This is a genomic window from Vibrio sp., from assembly GCF_047973365.1.
In the GTDB taxonomy this organism is placed as follows: Bacteria; Pseudomonadota; Gammaproteobacteria; order Enterobacterales; family Vibrionaceae; genus Vibrio.
Genome location: NZ_JBKEBW010000134.1, coordinates 20,964 through 37,232 on the forward strand (window position 1 = coordinate 20,964; position 16,269 = coordinate 37,232).

The following is a 16,269-nucleotide window of genomic DNA, read 5'->3' on the forward strand; positions in this document are numbered from 1 at the left end:
AAATTTAGATCTTTTTCTAAATTACGTTTCTTGTGAGCTAAATATAGCTCAAGCTGGATACGACAATGGGTTTAAAGGAAATGGTCGAAAAAGACTCAAATTCTTCTAACGATCCGATTGAAAACAAAGGAAATGGATCGTTATCAGAAAGAATTTTGCTTTTAATGAAAGGCAGAAGTGCAAGACAAGTAGCTGAGGATTGGGGGATTGGAGCATCTACCGTAAATGCTTATGTCAAAAACGGATCCATTCCAAATCTAAATATAGCGCACCAAATTGCGTGCAGAGAGGGTGTTAACCTAGAGTGGTTAGCGACAGGCAAAGGCGAAATGCTAGCAATAGATGAGCCTATGAAGCCTATATTCGAAATTAGCGATGCAGCTCAAAGCTATGCTGCTTCTAATGAAATGCTCGAATTTTATAATGAGTTTGTTCTTATTCCTGGCTATAGAATTCAAGTATCAGCAGGACACGGTACAAACCCATTAGGCGGGGAAGAGGAGCCATGCAGACACCTAGCGTTTAGACGCAAGTGGTTGAAGTGGCGAGGCTTTAACGAGAAAGACTTAGCGATTGTATGGGCCAAAGGCGACAGCATGGAACCAACGATCAACAATAACGACACGCTAGTGGTACACCTAGGCCGCACCGTTCCACAGGATGGGCATTTGTATATTTTCAGAAGCGGTGAGGAGCTGTTTGTGAAGCGTTACCAAAGCGCATTAGGTTCATGGCGCTTGATTAGCGATAACAAAGTGTATGATACGTTAGACATAAAAAAAGAAGAACAGCACCAGTTCCAAGTAATAGGCCAAGTGGTTCACATCGCTAAAGACCTGGGCAACTGATTTAAAAATTTAAAGGCACTTTAAAAACAAAATAAAGCCTTTCTTCAATTGTTCACTTTACTAGGGCTGATTTTTGTAATTTCAAAAAATTGTTCATTTTGAAAAAAGTTTAAATTATCGCTATCTTACTACAAAGGGTTTGAAGCCATCGCCTCAAACCCTTTGTTTTTCCTAGCCTCAACCCAAATCCCTCCCATTTATTCCGACCAATTCCCATCTATTCCTTATATTGTTCATTTAAATAGTCTTCATACAGTCGAAACAGAGGGTTATTGGTCTATTTATCTAAAAAGCTCAGATCCAATCGCTATCAAGAGAAGGGCAAAGCGATGTTGGCGCTTTATGATAAGCCTGAAACTGTGGTTAGTTTTGCCAGCCAATATACTGACCCTCTAGCGGTTCAACAAGCACAACTTGCATTGGAAAAATTGACTCGAGCAGACACGGAAAAAGCGCTGTCTTTGATGGAACAAGTTGCTAAGAAACCACTGTGGACATCAACACAAAAAGCGCAAATCGAGCAATTTATAGCATTGCGCTTGATGGATGCAGAAGACGAAAAACTCATCCGCTGGCGAGATAAAGTGATTGCCATGGGGGATAACCTCTCCCTTACTGAGTCTCGTATTCGGTTGGCACTACGCACTGCCGATTGGACAGCTGTTCAGTTCTGGATAAATCATCTGCCAGAAGAAGAGATTAAATCGCAGCGTTGGCAGTATTGGTTAGGACGTAGCGAAATCGAAAATGGTCATGTAGAGCAAGGAATGCAGCGCTTGTTTGCCATTGTCGGGCAACGTAATTTTTATAGCGTGGCGGCGGCTAAAATTGTTAAGCAATCGGTGCGTTACCCGAACAATACCATCGAGTTAGATGTTAACAAAATTAAGATATATCAAAAGGCGTTAGTCCGTATTCAAGAACTGATTGAGCGAGATAAGATCGCTGCTGCGAAAAGTGAGTGGCACTGGTTACTGGGCAGAGTCAGCCAAAGTGAGAAAGAGATGCTTGCGGCGTATGCGTCCAGCCAGCATTGGTATCACTTAACTGTTACTGCTTCAATATCAGCACGTTTGTGGGACAACTTACAGTTGCGCTTTCCTGTCGCTCATCAATGGTGGTTTAATTTTTACGGCAATAAACACGGTATTGACCCTATTATGCTGATGTCGTTGGCGCGTCAGGAAAGCGCCATGGATGCAGAAGCCCATTCACCGGTAGGGGCTCGCGGTATCATGTAAATTATGCCAGCTACCGCAAAATATACGGCTAAGAAGTATCAGCTCACATACAGCGGTGTTGATGACCTGTATCAAGTAGGAAAGAACATTGAAATTGGTAGCCATTATTTAAATGGCTTGTTGGCACAGTATGACAATAACCGTATTTTTGCATTTGCTGCCTACAATGCTGGACCGCAGCGAGTGGATAGATGGCGTGAGCAAACGCAGGGCAAGCTTGATGCTTATGCGTTTATTGAGGCAATACCATTTAGGGAAACTTGTGGCTATGTACAAAACATCTTGATGTTTGAAACCTATTACCGAGATTTGATGGGGCTGCAAGGTGAGCTGCTTAATGAAAATGAGTTGCAGACAAAATATTGATTATCTTTGAGCTATCACTAAAATAGCGAGGGTGTATCACTTAACGAGTACAATTATGTCTCAACAAGCACAATACAGTGATTGGTCTCAATTAATTGATTTAGTTAAACAAGCCGCAGATAACGAACAACATGAGATGTTATTAACCATGTTAATGACGCCAGATGAAAGAGAAGCGCTTGTTGCTCGTGTAAATATATTGTGTGAGCTGCTCAAAGGTGAACTGTCACAGCGTCAAGTGAGTCAGATGCTCGGTGTCGGGATTGCGACCATTACTCGTGGTTCGAATGAGTTGAAGTCTCGCTCAGAGCAGGAAAAAGAGGCGCTGAGTCAATTGATTCTTAAATAAAAAAGCATTTTTGGGGTTCTCCCCCTCAGATGAGGAGGAGTAAAGACTTATGACTAAGAAACAGGTCTTATGGCCGGCTCTTTGGTGCTGATGTTATGCGGTCTAGTGCAAGTTTGCAGGAAAATGCTCAGGATTGGTAAAGGGGATCAAAGCCAGTATTAACGCCTGATGGTAGACCGAGCTGCGGGTAAGTTGATGCTGAGTTAATAGCCCAATCGCCCCACCTTTCTGTTTAATGTTATCGGTGCCAAAGACTTCATCCATCACATCACCCAGTTCATTGGCTTGTTGCAATTTGTTAAGCACTTCGGGTGGTAGCATCAAGCTCGCGGAGCGAGATTCTCCTCGATGGGTATTGGATTCAATAATCATCCAGGCAAAGGTCACATTGCCTTCAATTCCTGCTTCTAATCCCACGTAGTAATCACCATTAGTGATTTCAAGTTTGGCATTTCGCACGCGGTTTAATGCGCCCGTTTTGGTCTCTTCGTTGCTCATCGGTTGATCCGCTACTTCACTCGCTACACTTATCCCTTGAAAGTGAAAGGATTGGTCAGCAAACGCGGATTCAAAAGCACTTTTTACGGCATTTATTTTCGCTGGATTAAGAGAAGCGATAATTACATTCTTCATAACTAATTTCTGTGTCGTTATTGTTCCAATATTGGATTTCACGCAGAGGCATTGGCGGCGCTAAGTAGAAGCCTTGCATGTAATCGTAATGATAACGCGTTAACCATTGCTGCATTTCTTGGCTTTCAATACCCTCTGCCGTCACTTTCATCATCTGAGAATGACAGAGTTGGATAAGAGGCTCAAGTACAGACTGTTTGCCCGTTTCGATAATGGTTTCCAGAAATGCTTGATCGAACTTAATGCGCTTAATCGGGTATTGTACCAACTGAACAATGGATGTATAGCCAGAACCAAAATCATCGATGGTCAGGCTATAACCTTGTTCAACTAAATCATACAGCAGAGGAATGGCTTTGGAATCGGCGGCAAAAGTCTCGGTGATTTCAAAATCTATCCAGTGAGGGCGAATTTTGTATTTGCTCGCCTGCTCGCGAATGTAATCAGCTAAATCAACCGAGTTGAGCTCCGCAGAGGAGAGATTGATCGAGATATGGATCGGGTAATCAAAACTATTAAACAGGGTCGAAAACTCTTCAAACGCATGGCGAATCACCCAACGGTCAATTTTGCCGAACAACCCTGTTTGTTCTGCAATGGGAATAAACTCTGTCGGTGACACTTCGCCAAGTAATGCTGAATCCCATCGTAACAGGACTTCGAAACCGGCTATCTTCATATCACTGCAGAAGTAATAAGGCTGATAAACCAGAGTAAACTCCTGATCAAATTTCTCCATTCTTAACGCTCGTTCTACCGCATTTCTGCGTTGAACTTGCTGATCCAATTGTTTTGAGTAATGGGCGATTTGATTTTTCCCGGCACTTTTTGCCTGATACATTGCCGTATCTGCGTTGATAAGCAGGCTCTCAATGTCAATACCATCCATTGGGTATGTCGCAATACCGATACTGGCAGTAATAGGGAAGCGTCCCAATGGGGAATCGTGATGTTCCTGAATCGGTTGCAATAGACGGTGTGAAAATTCTTCTGCAAAGTCAGACAGACGGCTTGGTGCACAAATCAAAATGGCAAATTCGTCGCCAGAAAGGCGCGCTGCTAGACTGTAGACATGTTTATTGAGATTAAACTCTTCGGAAAGTGCACGCACATGAGCGGCAAAGCTAATCAGCAATGAGTCACCTACCTGATGACCGTATTTATCATTGACGTATTTAAAGTTATCCAAGTCGATATAGAGTACCTGAATGTGGCTATTGGTCGGCGATTCCTTTAGCGTGGTTTGTGCTTGTAGCTGGAACTGATAGCGGTTCGATAACTTAGTTAAATGGTCAAATTCCGCCAGAGTTTTTGTTTCTTGATAAGAGTTGTTGAGCTCTTTATACATATCGTAAAAACGTGACGATAGGCGACCAATTTCGTCGTTAGAAGTGAGTTTTTCTATATTATTTCTTTGTTTGCTCTCGACTTCCTGAAGCTGTTTATCCAAACGTGAAATTGGCGTGATGACATGTCGGTAAAGCAAAAACAGTAGCAAAACCAAACTAAACAATGCCGAACCACCAAAAGCGGCCACAAGGTTTTGTCTTATGTCATTGAGCTTGTTTCGCATCAGCATTGGTGCAGGTGGAAGTGTTGCAAACATGCCCGTTTGGAGTTCAACGGTTTGTGTTAAACCACCTGGAAACTCTGGCTGTGTTTTACTAAAGAAAATCGGGCTTTGGTTATCAAATTCCAACTGATTGCGTAGCGTGTTGAATTCATCCAGCACAAGGTAAATGACAATAAAAAATATTTTGTCTCGGTTATAGCTCAGTGGAGTATCGAGGGTTCGTGTGTCCAATACATCGTAGCGTACTAATACACCATCACCGCTGGCGTTTTCAGTGTAACTGATATCAGACGTTCTTAAGGTCTGTTTGAAGCGATTTTTTACAAACTTGAAAACGGTAGGGTCGATTTTGCTGAACGGATCTTCGCTATTGTCAGCGAAATAGATAACGTTTCTATCGCCATCCAAAATTGAAAGGGCAACGGAATCTCTCTCGTTTGATTGCATTACATTGAATGTGTTTTCAATATTAGCAGCCAGTTCTAACTCTCGGTATGGATTGTTACTGTGCTCGAAGTAGTGACGAATAATGTCACTGTTTGCAAGAGTAAAGGTATAGCTGCTAACGAGAGATTTTGCCTGCCGGAAATGGCTAGCAAGTTTCTCCATATCAAGCTGTAAGTAGCTGTCCATGCGTTTAACAAGCGCATTTTGTTGACTATCATAAATAAGATAGCCAGAAACCGCTGAACTTAGGATGATCACCGGAGCGATGAGTAAGAGAATTCTATGGTTTAGCTTCATGTTGTTTGATCAAGCTGTTGATGATTTTTGCCCGCTGACTCAAATTAGATGAAGAAAGCTGGCTGTCTATGATGCTATGCGTTAACAAATCATCAGTAAGAAATATGGTTTTGTCTTTGATGTAGCTGTCTGGCATCAATGTCATGGCGTTGACATTGGGCGTCGCCGCTTTGATATCTTGCGCGTTAATTGCCGCAATTTCTGGTTGCATTAAAAACTCAAGGAACAATTTTGCTTGTTGTTTGTTTTGCGAAGTATTCTTGACTGCTAAGCAATCGACCCAGATGTAGGGGTTACCTTCTGGAAGGACAAAGTCCCAGTCATTATTAGCAAAATATCGATTGAGTGCGAACTGGTCGCCACTGTAAGCGAGTGCCATATATAAGTCATCATTGTTGCTGTGGCTACGAACATAACTCAGTGCGTATTCGTAGGTGAGAATATCTGGTGTCGTCGCTTGCAGTTTTTCATAAGCCTGTTTTAGCTCTTTAATTGAAGTAGTTAGTGGTGATAGATTAAGACTGTAAAGTGCCGGAAGTAATGTTTCCACACTGTCTTGTATTAGCCCTACATGGCCTTTCATCTTTTCGTCAATATCCACTAATTCTCGCCATTGCGTAGGCGATTTCGATACTTTGCTTTTACGGTAAGCGATGCCAACATACCCCCAAAAATAAGGAATACTGTGCGTACCGCACGCTTGTTGCCACATAGCGCCGTTATACTGATTGGCATTGAAGGAAGAGAGATCTTCAAAGGTTTCTTGATTGGAAAAAAGCTGGGCAGAAACGTTATCTAAAATCACCACATCAAACGGGATTCGTTCACTGCTAAGCATAAGCAAACTGCGTTCGTCGTCATTATCAAAATGATAGAAGTTGAGTTTCGTGTCGTGAGTTTTGTTCCACGCAGCAATGACCCGTGGGGAAATGGTGTCTTCCCAAAGGTAGATGTTGAGCTCTGAAGCAATGGTGTGGCTACTGAGACCAGTAGCGCCGAGCATTAGGGAGATAACTTGTCCTATCTTCACCACAAATAACGTGTCTTATATGACTTTAAGCAATTGTGTTTTCCCTGTGTTCACTTTTAAAACACTCAATAGCACACTAATTGATCTAAACTGAATTGTATAATTATTTTTGTTTTATAAAGCTCTAATATGCAACTTTGGTCAAATTTGGCGTGAAAATTGAAAAGCAAAAGTGAAAAAAGTGCGGTTAAATCAACCGCACTAGAGCTTGTTTTTATCGTTTGAGTTAGTTCAAACGAACTTGTGTTGGTTTTATGTTTTCACTTGGATAGCAGCCAAGAACTTTAAGATGCTTAGTTAATTTGGTTAACTCATTTAGAGCTTGCTGCATGTTTTCTGAATCCAGATGAGCTTCCAAATCCACGTAGAACATCTCTTCCCAAGGGTTGCCCATGATTGGGCGAGATTCTAGTTTGGTCATATTGATACCAAAACGTTGAAGTACCAAAAGTGTCGCGACCAGTGACCCCGCTTCTTGTGAGGTTGACATGATCAAGGTTGTTTTGGCCGGGATTTGCGTTGACACTTCGACTGGTTTGCGAGCCACAATGATAAAACGAGTGTGGTTTTCAGTTTGGTTGGCAATGTTGCTCTGGATTGCCTGAAGCCCATACAGCTTACCGCTTGAAGAATTACCGATAGCGGCAACATCATCGCGATTCAACTCTTGTACTTTTTTCATTGCATCGGCTGTACTGGCACAAGTTTCTAGCTGCACGCCGTTTAAACGACCTAAAAACTCACTGCATTGCTGATGCGGTTGAGGATGAGAATAAAGGATTTTCAGATCTTCTAAGCGAATATCTTTGGTTGCTACGAGGCAATGTTCAATCGGCTGAGTGATTTCACCAACGATATACAAAGTGGTATGTTGCAGCAGATCGTACACTTCGTTGATTGAACCTGAACTGGTGTTTTCAATTGGAAGGACACCATAATCAGCATGACCTGATTCTACCGTTTTAGTGACTTCTTTGAATTGATCACAGTTCAGTTCAACCAGCTCGGTATTTCTACGACTGAAGTATTCGCGAGTCGCAAGATGAGAATAGGAACCTTTAGAACCAAGAAAAGCGACACGAGCAAATGGTTTTCTGCTCTGTGGGTTAGCTAAGTTTTGTAGGTAAGCCTGCTGCAGCAGTACTGAATCTTCAATGATGGTGTGGAAAAGCTTGGTGATGTATTGCGCATCAAGCTGGTATTTATCTTTACCTGAGTTGATCAGCTTAACCAGTAACTGTTGTTCGCGAACGGCATCACGCACAGGTTTTGCGGTTTCTACTTTGTTTTTTGCTACTTCAATACTGAGCTTACGTCGTTCTGATAGCAGGCTTAATAATTGGTCATCAAGTTCGTTGAGTCTTAAACGAATCTCGTCGAGAGAGTACTGTCTGTCTGTCATTGTTTTTAATTAAGTCGTTAAGATGGTTCCACAGTAAGCAAGGCGGCATGGAGCGTCAAGCAAAAAAATAGCGCCCGTAGGCGCTATAGGTTAAAGCAGTTAATTATTCTGTTTCTTGTTCAAATTCTGGTTTGTCAGATCTTCTGGCTTCTGGTTTATGGCGAAGTTTATTAAGTTGGCGTTCTAGTTTCTGTTCAACTTCATTCACGGCTGTGTAGAGATCTTCGTGAATTGCGGAAGCAACTAATTGTCCTTTTGGTACCGTTACCGTTGCTTCGAATTTCATTTGTTTGCCTGGTTCTTCGCTAAAGCTGCATTGACATCCTGTGATGTCTACTTGCCACTTCTCTAGCTTTTTAAGTTTGCTCTCAATATGGTCGCGGATAGCAGAGGTAATTTCGATGTTTTTACCAGTAATGTTCATTTTCATAATGCGCTTTCCTCTGTGTCATCCCTCATGGGTTAACTTCAGGTTACCCATTCTACAATAAAAAATAGTGACATAGATCACTATTTGCTGTGAGCTAATTCCGATCGTTTTTAAACGTGATCTGCCGCAAAATGTTTGGTCGATAAGGGTAGAAAAAGCTTGTGATTTTGATGTTTATAGCTAAATTTGAACAGGTAGCTTACTGAAAATTTATCCATTTTTAGGGAACTAATTCGGCCCTTTAATCACTTCTGACCATTTCCTGAACAACAAATTGTTGCGATAACCATCACTCTGTTTTGCTTTCTAGGTTTGTTAGCTCTGGATTTATGCCTTCAATTTCATTCAAGGTTGCGCTCAAGCTCTCTTCTTTGGCTTGCTTAAGCTGTTGCAGTTGTTTGTAAACAACGTAATAGCGACTGATGTTGGCGACATAAGTAACAGGTTCTGCACCTATATTTCGTCTTGTTATTACTTCCACGTTTTTAAACCAGACGTTGGGATTAAAGCCATGTTTCTTGGCTAGGCGACGCATTCTGCTGATATTGGCAGGGCCTGCGTTGTATGCCGCCAATGAGAGATAGACTTGGTCATCTTTACCTATTGCCGGATCTGAAAAATATCTGTCTTTAATGAAGCGCATATATTTCACGCCAGCGTGAATGTTGTTTTCCACTTTTTCAATGTTTTTGATATTAACGTTTTTATCTCTGGCTGTGCTCGGCAAGACTTGCATGATGCCAATAGCCCCTTTATGCGATACTTTTCGTTGATCGAATCCCGATTCCTGAAAACCTTGAGCCGCCATCATGAGATATTCAAACTCATATTGATTAGAATATTCGATAAATATTTTTGCCAGTTCATCCAAGCGCTTGAGTTTGTCTGGGCTGAGAGCTTTGGTGAGCCAGCGAGTATCGTCAATGTATTTGCTATAGATGACATTACCTAGCAAAGTCCCCGATTTTGCAGTTCTCAAATAGCCGTTAACAATTTTTTTTAGTTCTGGCGAGTTGTTACGCATCGCCCAAGCAATTTGCCCATTCTCTCTTAGCGGCAATTCGCTATGCGCTTTGATATCTTCCATCACATGTAGCCACATTTCTGCTTTGTGGCTATCAAGCACTGTTGCCGGAATGTGCCCCGCATTGACCATTTCCAACAGCTCGTAATCTTGTAGTGCTTCTTCAACGTAATGAATTTTTATCGGCTTTAAGTTTTGCATAATCAGCGAATTGTTGATCTTTTCCAAGCTCTCCAGATAACTAGAGCTGGCTCTCACCCAAATCTCTTTTCCCGTTAACTGCGTTAGGCTTGTGATATCCGGGTAGTTTTTATTGGTCACAATCAGTTCTTGAATCTCTTTGATGAGCGGGTTACTAAAATCGATCAATTTCGAACGCGTGGGGGTAATGGTGAGATTCGCGACAGCAAGATCAGCCAGACCCGCTTCGATGGACGGGATCAGATCGTCTCTTAATACGGGAATGATCTGAATATGCACGCAAGGTGCTTGCTTTTTGAGACTGTTTTCGAAGTGATAGAGGAGTTCAGCACCAATACCTTTTGGGCGGCCACTTTCAACATAATAGAAACCTAAATCCGCAGATACAACAACGCGAATAACGCCTTTTTCTTTTAGAACTGCCCAGTCACCTTGGTAGGGCTGATCACTTAATGGTGATAGCTCAATACTCTTTACCGGAAGGCTAATAAGCAAAATAAGCAGGCTAAAAAGTCCACGATGTAACCAACGCAAATGTGGCTCCCTGGCATTTATATTAATCAGTTTGAATAAAGATATACTCTTCCTACTTGAAGCTGCAGCGGTGTTGACTGCGTTCGTTCACCCCAATCACATAGTTTATCTATGCTCATGGGGATTCACTCACTTGTCGCCTACCTGCAACTTCAAGTAGTTTGAGTATAAGTTTATGAACAAAAGGATAAATCAGCAAATTGAAATGAAAAAAGCCACTGTAAAAACAGTGGCTCATCTGAATAGATTAGTCATTACTTGTCAGGGTTTAACGCAATCAGTTTCTCTGTACGAGCAATAGACTCTTCTAGCCCTAATTGTTTATAAGCTTTTAACTGAATTTGAAGTGACTTCCTGGCGGCTTCAGTGTCAGGGTAAGTTTTTTGTAGTTCCTGACAGCGTTTAATTGCCGCAATCCACGCTTCTCGGCGTAGGTAAAAATCCGCTGTTGCTAAATCGTATTCCGCAAGACGGTTTTTCAGAGCGAACATTCGACGTTGTGAGTCTTCTGCATATGGGCTTTCTGGATAACGTTGCAGTAACTTTTTAAAGTCTGCAAACGCAGCTTTTACTGGTTCAGGATCGCGATCACTTCGATCGATATTAAACAGATCATGCATAAAGTTGCGATCTTGTGCCATGTGCGTCAAGCCGCGCATATACAGTACCCAGTCCATTTTCTCATGCGTTGGATTCAAGCGGCTAAAACGCTCAATGGTTGCTAATCCAAGCGCAAGATCATCATTTTTGTAATAAGCATAAATTAGGTCAAGTTGAACCTGTTCAGAGTAAGCACCAAATGGATAACGAGAATCCAAAGCTTCCAATTTTTCTATGGCAGTTAACCAGTTACCACTTTGTAAGGATGATTGAGCTTCTGTGTAGAGCTCTGAAGGTGGTACGTCAGGTACGATTTCATCTTTGCTTGAACAGCCAAATAGCAGTGATAGCGCAAGCAAGCCTGATAAAGTTTGGTATTTCATGTCAGGAGTGGGTTCCTTGAAAATAAAGCATCTTAAAGCTGGAGCTACTGTTTTAAGCCAGAAGATTAGTTTCTTGTTTTGGCTTGCACAGTTGACTCCTCAAATCGTTTGGTTACTTTCTCTTTCGTAACAGATACAATGGCGAACATTATTTTATCCATACTAGTGAGTATTAGTCTCACGGTTTTTTAAAAAGTTCGATATGGCTCAGCAGATTGAATTAACTCAAACAGTAAAAGATAGCCAGCTTGGTCAACGTTTAGATCAAGCTGTGGCTGAATTGTTCGCCGATTTTTCTCGTTCACGTCTGAAAGAGTGGTTACTTGACGGCAAAATAACAGTAGATGGACAAGTTGTCACTAAACCGCGCACGAAAGTGATGGGCGGCGAAGAGATCACTGTGCAAGCTGAACTTGAAGATGAAGTTCGTTGGGAGCCACAAGACATCCCACTGAATATCGTTTATGAAGATGACGATATTATCGTTATCAACAAACCTCGTGACTTCGTTGTTCACCCAGGAGCTGGTACGCCTGATGGTACTGTGCTCAATGCGTTGTTGTTCCACTATCCGCCAATCGCGGAAGTGCCACGTGCCGGTATTGTGCATCGTCTTGATAAAGATACGACTGGTTTGATGGTGGTGGCAAAGAACGTACCAGTACAAACTCGTTTAGTCCGTGAACTGCAAAAACGTAACATTACCCGTGAATACGAAGCGATTGCGATCGGTAAAATGACGGCTGGTGGCATGATCGACAAACCTATTGGGCGCCATGCAACTAAACGTACTTTGATGGCTGTGTCGCCAATGGGGAAACCTGCGGTTACCCATTATCGTGTTGCAGAACATTTCCGCGAACATACCCGTATTCGCCTGCGTCTCGAAACCGGGCGTACCCACCAGATCCGTGTACATATGTCGTATTTGCAGCATCCGTTATTAGGTGATACTGCCTATGGCGGCCGCGCACGTATTCCTAAAGGCGCTTCACAAGAGTTAACGGATATGATTCGTAACTTCGATCGTCAGGCTCTGCATGCCGTTATGTTGAAGTTTGAGCACCCAACAACGGGTGAAGAGATGGAATTCCATGCTCCTGTGCCAGAAGATATGGTTATTTTGACCGAAGCACTACGCGCAGATGCACAACTGAACAAAACGGAAGAGTATTAGATGAATTGGATCACTCCTAACTGGAATGCCCCTAAGCAAATCAAAGCATTTGCTTCAACGCGTATCGGTGGCTTATCTAAAGCGCCTTATGCAGGGTTGAATTTAGGAATGCATGTCGGAGATGATCCTATTCTTGTGCAGCGTAATCGTGAGTTATTGCAGCAACAAACCCAAATGCCGAGTTCTCCATTATGGCTCAATCAGACTCACTCAACAGTAGTGTTGAACGTCTCTGAGCCAACAAACGATGTGCTCGATGCCGATGGTGTGATCACCTCGTCGCCAAATGTGGTTTGTTCGGCTATGACAGCCGATTGTTTACCAGTATTGATCACCAACACATCGGGAACTCAAGTGGCCGCGGTTCATGCTGGCTGGCGTGGTCTGGCGGGTGGTATTGTTGAAAATGCGCTTCAGCAATTTTCTGATAATGTGATGTTATGGCTTGGCCCTGCGATTGGTCCGCAAGCATTTGAAGTGGGTGAAGATGTTTTACAAGCATTTTTAGATTATGACTCAAAAGCTGGATGCGCATTTGTAGCGGGTAAACAAGATGGTAAGTGGTGGGCGAACATGGCTAGCTTGACGCGTTTGCGTATGGCGAAACTTGGTATTGATCAGGTTTTTGACAGCGAATTATGCACGTACCAAGATCCACAGCGTTTTTATTCTTATCGTCGTGATGGCGTAACTGGCAGACAAGCCACCTTTATCTGGATCGAAGAAAAATAATCCCCACAAAGTTTTCAGTGTTACCTTGAAAATTGTCTCTATTGTAACCATCTTTCCTAACGTAATGAGTTAGAGGTTAGGGAGGTTGTTATGCGTCTCGACAGATTTACCAGCAAATTTCAAATAGCGATTTCCGATGCCCAGTCACTTGCACTTGGGCGAGATCATCAATACATCGAACCTGTGCATCTGATGGTTGCGCTGCTCGATCAAAATGGCAGCCCAATTCGTCCGTTGCTGACCATGCTTGACGTTGATGTCATGCAGCTTCGCTCTAAATTGGGTGAAACGTTAGATCGTTTACCAAAAGTGAGCGGGATCGGTGGTGATGTGCAGCTTTCTAGCGGTTTAGGCACTTTGTTCAACCTATGTGACAAAGTGGCGCAAAAACGCCAAGACTCGTATATATCTTCAGAAATTTATCTTTTGGCTGCAATTGAAGATCGCGGCCCGCTTGGTCAAATTCTCAAAGAATTTGGTTTAACTGCGAAAAAGATCTCAGCAGCGATTGAAAAGATCCGTGGTGGTCAGAAAGTGAATGATCCGAATGCGGAGGAGCTACGCCAAGCTCTGGAAAAATTCACTATCGATCTGACTGAGCGAGCAGAGCAGGGCAAACTTGACCCTGTGATTGGTCGTGATGACGAGATCCGCCGTACCATTCAAGTGTTGCAACGTCGTACTAAAAATAACCCTGTGATCATTGGTGAACCGGGTGTGGGTAAAACAGCGATTGTTGAAGGTTTGGCACAGCGCATTATCAATAACGAAGTGCCTGAAGGATTACGTGGACGCCGAGTTCTATCTCTTGATATGGGCGCACTGGTTGCCGGTGCCAAATACCGTGGTGAATTCGAAGAACGTTTGAAATCGGTACTGAATGAATTAGCCAAAGAAGAAGGCAACATCATCCTGTTCATCGATGAACTGCATACCATGGTGGGGGCGGGTAAAGGCGAAGGCTCAATGGACGCCGGCAACATGCTCAAACCGGCACTTGCGCGCGGTGAGCTTCACTGTGTCGGTGCGACAACGCTTGATGAATATCGTCAATACATCGAGAAAGATCCGGCTCTTGAACGTCGTTTCCAAAAAGTGCTGGTGGATGAGCCGAGCGTGGAAGACACCATTGCAATTTTGCGTGGCTTGAAAGAGCGCTATGAGCTTCACCATCATGTGGAAATTACGGATCCGGCGATTGTTTCGGCGGCGACACTGTCTCATCGCTATGTGTCAGATCGACAGTTACCAGATAAAGCGATTGACCTGATTGACGAAGCGGCTTCAAGTATTCGTATCCAAATCGACTCCAAACCAGAAGCTTTGGATAAACTGGAACGTCGTATCATTCAGTTGAAAATTGAGCAGCAAGCGTTGTCGAATGAAACGGATGAAGCCAGCGAAAAACGCTTAAGCATTCTTAATGAAGAGTTAGGGCTTAAAGAACGTGAATACGCCGAGCTAGAAGAAGTTTGGAAAACCGAAAAAGCGGCATTATCAGGCACTCAGCACATTAAAACCGAACTTGAGCAAGCTCGTATGGATTTGGAAGTTGCCAGACGTGCCGGTGATTTAAGCCGTATGTCCGAGTTGCAATACGGTCGAATTCCAGAGCTGGAAAAGCAGCTTGATCTGGCGGCTCAAGCAGAAATGCAAGAGATGACGCTGCTACGCAATAAAGTGACCGATACTGAGATAGCAGAAGTGCTGTCTAAGCAAACCGGTATTCCGGTTTCGAAAATGCTGGAAGCAGAGAAAGAGAAACTGCTGCGCATGGAAGATGTTCTGCATAAACGCGTTATCGGACAAGTTGAAGCGGTTGAAGTGGTGGCGAACGCGATTCGTCGTAGCCGAGCTGGATTGTCTGACCCTAATAAACCGATTGGTTCGTTCCTATTCTTAGGTCCAACCGGTGTCGGTAAAACCGAGCTGTGCAAAACGTTGGCGCACTTTATGTTTGACAGCGAAGATGCGATGGTGCGTATCGATATGTCCGAGTTTATGGAGAAACACTCTGTGGCTCGTTTGGTCGGTGCGCCTCCGGGTTATGTAGGTTACGAAGAGGGCGGTTATTTAACTGAAGCGGTTCGTCGTAAACCTTACTCTGTGATTTTGCTCGATGAAGTAGAGAAAGCACACCCGGATGTGTTCAACATCTTATTACAAGTGCTTGATGATGGGCGTTTAACTGATGGTCAAGGCCGTACGGTTGATTTCCGCAATACAGTAGTGATCATGACCTCGAACTTAGGTTCTTCGAGCATTCAGGAAAACTTTGCTAAGCTGGATTACCAAGGTATCAAAGAGCGTGTGATGGAAACCGTGACCAAGCATTTCCGTCCAGAGTTCTTAAACCGTGTTGATGAATCGGTAGTGTTCCATCCGCTCGGCAGAGAGCATATTAAATCTATCGCTTCTATTCAGTTGGAACGTTTACATAAGCGCTTAGCTGAAAAAGACTACGAGTTAGCTGTTACCGAAGAGGCTCTTGAATTGATCGCTCAGGTTGGTTTTGATCCTGTTTACGGTGCTCGTCCATTGAAACGTGCAATCCAACAGAATATTGAGAACCCGTTAGCGAAATCGATTCTGTCTGGAAAATTCTTACCGGGTAAACCGATCCAACTCGCTGTTCGAGATGGCAATATTATCGCCAGTCAATAATAAGAAGAAGCCATGCGTAAGCATGGCTTCTTAGTCGTGGTATAAACTTAAGCAAAGTTAGCGTTAATACGCATTTTCAAATAGTCCTGCGCTGTGATTGGCTGGTAAACCTTCTTTGGTCCTTGAATGATTTGGTCACGGTTTGCTTGGCAGAAAAACGCTATACTGTAGCGTGAATCTTGGTTTTCTTCGGCGGTTGGCATACGTACGCGGTGTAGTGTGGATTTGAGCAAGTCGTCACTCCAACGCATCAGCATGTCACCAATATTACAAGTAATCACACCCGCTTTAGGTTCAACGGTGCTCCACACCAGATTTTCTTTCGCATCTTTACCCGC

The 16,269-nt window shown here is 43.2% G+C and carries 13 protein-coding genes and 1 pseudogene; 6 read left to right on the forward strand and 8 right to left on the reverse strand.

Translation table 11 applies throughout. The annotated features are described in order from the left end of the window. Positions 1-65 precede the first annotated feature (65 nt). The 3 genes and pseudogenes from ACK5MF_RS16740 (at position 66) to trpR (ending at position 2,804) form a co-directional block, all read left to right on the forward strand. Entirely contained in the window at positions 66-848 is a 783-nt protein-coding gene (locus ACK5MF_RS16740) for a LexA family transcriptional regulator (RefSeq protein ID WP_416923702.1), read from the forward strand. Between the two features lie 257 nt (positions 849-1,105). Beyond that, positions 1,106-2,455: pseudogene (locus tag ACK5MF_RS16745) on the forward strand (transglycosylase SLT domain-containing protein); the annotation flags it as partial. Positions 2,456-2,510: 55 nt separating this feature from the next. Further along, entirely contained in the window at positions 2,511-2,804 is a 294-nt protein-coding gene (trpR, locus tag ACK5MF_RS16750; protein WP_416923703.1) for a trp operon repressor, read from the forward strand. Positions 2,805-2,906: 102 nt separating this feature from the next. Here the strand turns inward: trpR and yjjX are convergent, their stop codons facing one another. The 7 genes from yjjX to ACK5MF_RS16785 form a co-directional block, all read right to left on the reverse strand. Then, positions 2,907-3,437, reverse strand: coding sequence for an inosine/xanthosine triphosphatase (gene yjjX / locus ACK5MF_RS16755; protein WP_416923704.1), 531 nt, complete (start codon positions 3,435-3,437; stop codon positions 2,907-2,909). Continuing rightward, positions 3,409-5,754 carry a putative bifunctional diguanylate cyclase/phosphodiesterase gene (locus tag ACK5MF_RS16760; protein WP_416923705.1) on the reverse strand — a complete coding sequence of 782 codons (2,346 nt, stop codon included), beginning with the start codon at positions 5,752-5,754 and terminating at the stop codon, positions 3,409-3,411. The genes yjjX and ACK5MF_RS16760 overlap by 29 nt, the downstream gene beginning before the upstream one ends. Continuing rightward, positions 5,738-6,757: a polyamine ABC transporter substrate-binding protein gene (locus ACK5MF_RS16765; RefSeq protein ID WP_416923706.1), complete on the reverse strand. Its 1,020-nt coding sequence runs from the start codon at positions 6,755-6,757 to the stop codon at positions 5,738-5,740. The genes ACK5MF_RS16760 and ACK5MF_RS16765 overlap by 17 nt, the downstream gene beginning before the upstream one ends. A gap of 253 nt (positions 6,758-7,010) precedes the next feature. Continuing rightward, entirely contained in the window at positions 7,011-8,186 is a 1,176-nt protein-coding gene (gene pheA, locus ACK5MF_RS16770) for a prephenate dehydratase (RefSeq protein WP_416923707.1), read from the reverse strand. A gap of 103 nt (positions 8,187-8,289) precedes the next feature. After that, a complete protein-coding gene (gene hpf, locus ACK5MF_RS16775) occupies positions 8,290-8,616 on the reverse strand; it encodes a ribosome hibernation-promoting factor, HPF/YfiA family (RefSeq protein ID WP_416923708.1) in 327 nt (108 codons plus the stop codon). Positions 8,617-8,905: 289 nt separating this feature from the next. Further along, entirely contained in the window at positions 8,906-10,375 is a 1,470-nt protein-coding gene (locus tag ACK5MF_RS16780) for a transglycosylase SLT domain-containing protein (RefSeq protein ID WP_416923709.1), read from the reverse strand. A gap of 254 nt (positions 10,376-10,629) precedes the next feature. After that, positions 10,630-11,358, reverse strand: a complete 729-nt coding sequence (locus ACK5MF_RS16785) for an outer membrane protein assembly factor BamD (protein WP_416923710.1) — start codon at positions 11,356-11,358, stop codon at positions 10,630-10,632. Positions 11,359-11,560: 202 nt separating this feature from the next. Here ACK5MF_RS16785 and rluD point away from each other — a divergent pair, with 202 nt between their 5' ends. From rluD to clpB, 3 genes are all read left to right on the forward strand, one after another. Then, entirely contained in the window at positions 11,561-12,535 is a 975-nt protein-coding gene (gene rluD / locus ACK5MF_RS16790; RefSeq protein WP_416923711.1) for a 23S rRNA pseudouridine(1911/1915/1917) synthase RluD, read from the forward strand. Next, positions 12,536-13,267, forward strand: a complete 732-nt coding sequence (gene pgeF, locus ACK5MF_RS16795; RefSeq protein WP_416923712.1) for a peptidoglycan editing factor PgeF — start codon at positions 12,536-12,538, stop codon at positions 13,265-13,267. A 90-nt stretch (positions 13,268-13,357) separates the two neighbouring features. Then, complete coding sequence (gene clpB, locus ACK5MF_RS16800) at positions 13,358-15,931, forward strand: ATP-dependent chaperone ClpB (RefSeq protein ID WP_416923713.1); 2,574 nt, start codon at positions 13,358-13,360, stop codon at positions 15,929-15,931. Positions 15,932-15,978: 47 nt separating this feature from the next. Here clpB and ACK5MF_RS16805 read toward each other — a convergent pair. Further along, positions 15,979-16,269: 2OG-Fe(II) oxygenase family protein (locus tag ACK5MF_RS16805; protein ID WP_416923714.1), on the reverse strand; the 291-nt coding region annotated here is incomplete at its 5' end.

Coding starts and splice junctions, on each gene's coding strand:
- ACK5MF_RS16740 (WP_416923702.1), top strand. CDS start 66: ATGGGTTTAAAGGAAATGGTCGAAAAAGACTCAAATTCTTCTAACGAT.
- trpR (WP_416923703.1), top strand. CDS start 2,511: ATGTCTCAACAAGCACAATACAGTGATTGGTCTCAATTAATTGATTTA.
- yjjX (WP_416923704.1), bottom strand. CDS start 3,437: ATGAAGAATGTAATTATCGCTTCTCTTAATCCAGCGAAAATAAATGCC.
- ACK5MF_RS16760 (WP_416923705.1), bottom strand. CDS start 5,754: ATGAAGCTAAACCATAGAATTCTCTTACTCATCGCTCCGGTGATCATC.
- ACK5MF_RS16765 (WP_416923706.1), bottom strand. CDS start 6,757: ATGCTCGGCGCTACTGGTCTCAGTAGCCACACCATTGCTTCAGAGCTC.
- pheA (WP_416923707.1), bottom strand. CDS start 8,186: ATGACAGACAGACAGTACTCTCTCGACGAGATTCGTTTAAGACTCAAC.
- hpf (WP_416923708.1), bottom strand. CDS start 8,616: ATGAAAATGAACATTACTGGTAAAAACATCGAAATTACCTCTGCTATC.
- ACK5MF_RS16785 (WP_416923710.1), bottom strand. CDS start 11,358: ATGAAATACCAAACTTTATCAGGCTTGCTTGCGCTATCACTGCTATTT.
- rluD (WP_416923711.1), top strand. CDS start 11,561: ATGGCTCAGCAGATTGAATTAACTCAAACAGTAAAAGATAGCCAGCTT.
- pgeF (WP_416923712.1), top strand. CDS start 12,536: ATGAATTGGATCACTCCTAACTGGAATGCCCCTAAGCAAATCAAAGCA.
- clpB (WP_416923713.1), top strand. CDS start 13,358: ATGCGTCTCGACAGATTTACCAGCAAATTTCAAATAGCGATTTCCGAT.